General features: G+C 52.8%; 3 protein-coding genes. 1 reads left to right on the top strand and 2 read right to left on the bottom strand.

All coding sequences use genetic code 11. The features are described 5' to 3' along the window. Positions 1-304: 304 nt before the first annotated feature. Positions 305-1,012 carry a hypothetical protein gene (locus tag RMO15_RS28895; RefSeq protein ID WP_309696095.1) on the bottom strand — a complete coding sequence of 236 codons (708 nt, stop codon included), beginning with the start codon at positions 1,010-1,012 and terminating at the stop codon, positions 305-307. 219 nt (positions 1,013-1,231) lie between these two features. Between RMO15_RS28895 and RMO15_RS28890 the strand changes: the two genes are divergently transcribed. Beyond that, on the top strand, positions 1,232-2,092 hold the full coding sequence (locus tag RMO15_RS28890) for a helix-turn-helix domain-containing protein (protein WP_309696097.1): 861 nt from the start codon (positions 1,232-1,234) through the stop codon (positions 2,090-2,092). Positions 2,093-2,120: 28 nt separating this feature from the next. Here the strand turns inward: RMO15_RS28890 and RMO15_RS28885 are convergent. Continuing rightward, a partial coding sequence (locus RMO15_RS28885; RefSeq protein ID WP_309721236.1) for a hypothetical protein occupies positions 2,121-2,583 on the bottom strand: 463 nt, incomplete at its 5' end.

The raw sequence follows: 2,583 nt of genomic DNA, 5'->3' as shown, positions 1-2,583 counted from the left end.
AAGTGCCCCGGTCTGACTGTTGGTCGGAATCGCATCACCAAGGAAAAAACGACCTCTGTGCCAGTCCGTCCTGCCTATGCTACCTTGCTAAACTCAGATTTTCATGCTCTGTGGTGAAGCATCTTCATGAGGACTGTTGGGTGAACTCCTGCGAGCCTGGCGGCCAGTCGCGCCGCGCTCTGATTGTCATGGTCTCCGATTTTTGTGTAGTGGACGCCCCCAATAGGCTCCCAGCGTGAATCTTCGTCTAGATTGAGCTTCAGTGCTGGACCTTGACCGTTCGTGCCGTTCTGCTCAGGAATACTCACTTGCCACCTCCTCGTGCTGTACCTTCTAGCTCTACCTTCTCGGCAAGCTGCTGCTGGAGAGTGTGCAGCTCCCTGAGAGCCATTTGTGCATCGTGGAGCGTCGCGATTCGTACTCGATCCCCCAGGGGAGCGAGAGCATCTTTCAGGCGCTGTGCGAACTCTCCCACATCGGTGACAGGGAGAATAAAGATGCGAGCGAGATTAGGAGACTTCGCAAGTGTCCTGGCCTGTCGAGTAATACTCTTGAGATCATCAAAGCCACCATCGGTCAGGATCACAGAAATAAAGGGACGCTTCTGGGCGAGAGCAACGGCAGCATCTTCCTTGACAGCGTTCAAGACGGGCTCACCGGGAGTACCTACGCCGGTGCCTTGTTTAAGCACGGCTTCAACGCCATTGTGGAAGCCGTGAGTATCGAGCGCCGTACCCTGAAAGAAGGGGCTGGAACGCGTCTCGCTCTCAAAGTGCCGACCAATGATGGGGCACCCCGGAGCAAGCTCATGACCAATGAGCTGGTCGCTGAGCGAGATAAAGCCTTCCCTGAGATCCTTGGTACTGTCTGTGACATCGAAGGTGATAGCCACCAGTGGCCGCTTCGAGTCATCAGGTGGGGTGCACCCTTGCACGATCACGATGGTGGCTAATCCAATGAGTAACAAACCACTCTGCGCGGGACGGATATTTAGCACGGGACGGATATTCACGGCGTTCCTCCTGACCAGATGACTTGCGAGAGCTTGAGGCGTTTTCTAGGGCTTGAAACGCTGTCTAAAACTCATGGCATTTTCTGGTTGAGGGTAAAGTACGTCACAAATCAGGAGAAGACGATGTGCTATGGGGTATCGTTTTTTGGAGGGGTAGCAGATATACCAAAATCATGCCCTGCATCAATATCGAAGGGCTAGCCGAGAGGGGAAGTCGCCGTGAGTATTAATGAAAAACCAATCCGATCCGACGAGAAAGTAATGGCCGCTGCCGCTGGAATGTATCTGCGGCAACTACGGGAAGAGCGCAAAGTTAGCATCATGAACTTGGCTGGCCTCTGTGGAGTTCTCACCCGAACGATCCAGGAGATTGAAACGGCTGCAACGGTTCGCCCTAAAAGGCATACGCTACTTGCCATTCTGCACGGCCTTTCCAGTCTGAAGCGACTCACTGCTGATGAGCGCAAGAAGGTATTAGAGCCATTCGGCTTCCGCGATCAGTCCCTACTCCCCGAGGGGGAAGAGGTTCTGAGTATCGCCCGCCAGTGGGAACGCTCTGTCTTTGAACTGCCGCATCCCGCCTACCTCGTGGACTTTGCCCATCGCTTCATAACGTGGAATCGGTACGCCCCGGGGGTGATCGGGCTTACCTACGGCCACCCGGCTCTGGAGAAGATGCGCGGGCGAACTCTGTTTGATCTGATCTTTGACCGGCAGTTTGAGACGGCGTTTGCCATCAAGAACAAGGAGACGTTTTTGCCGGAGATGCTCTACGTGATGCGCTGCGAGTTTGAGCCCTTCAAGGAAGACGAGTGGTGCAAGGAGTGCATCCGAAATGCTAGAGAGGCCCATCCCCAGTTTCGGGCACTATGGGATAAGGTGCAGAAGATGCCTGTACAGGAGCTGGGGCTTCGGACAATGGGGCCGATCATCACTCAGCCTGCGGAGGGTGAGGAGCTGAGCTTCCACCTTCTGGGAACCGATTTCGTCAACGACTCGCGCTTTCGGGTGATCCAATATCTCCCTGCCAACGTAGCGACGATGCGAAAATGCCTGGAGTGGGTCGAGGCGCAGGAGTGAGATGCAGATTAGCCGCTCGGCTCTCGGGCTATCCACGTTTCCGCATAAAGCGGCGGACAATTTGTAAAACCCCAAAAATCGCCCCAAGAAAACAGAGGCCCAAAATTAATCCAAAAAATAGCATCATTAACGAGTGAAATCTCGGGGATACGGCATCATAAATGAGAGTTATTATGCATATTATGAGACATACGAAGCCAAGTTTAGGACTGATTACGCCTTCTGTTTTTTTAATGTTCGCCTTGGCAAGATTTAGACGGTCGAGTGTTTCTATATCTTTATTTGCAACAAACTCTTGAAATGCCTTCTCATGCTCGACAAGTGCATGGAGCCGCTGATCTGCCTTATCTTTTTCTAATTTGTCCAGGATGCCCATGATTTTTGTCCAGGGGCTTTTGGCACGCCGTTCTAACTTATCCAGTTCCGAAAGGTTTTTATCAATCAATCTTGTGGATATGCCCTCGGCGCATTCCTTTGCTGCTGTCAGTGCT

This window comes from Armatimonas sp., assembly GCF_031410135.1.
In the GTDB taxonomy this organism is placed as follows: domain Bacteria; phylum Armatimonadota; class Armatimonadia; order Armatimonadales; family Armatimonadaceae; genus Armatimonas.
Note: the sequence above shows the minus strand (reverse complement) of the source record. Positions and strands in the feature narration are given on the sequence as shown.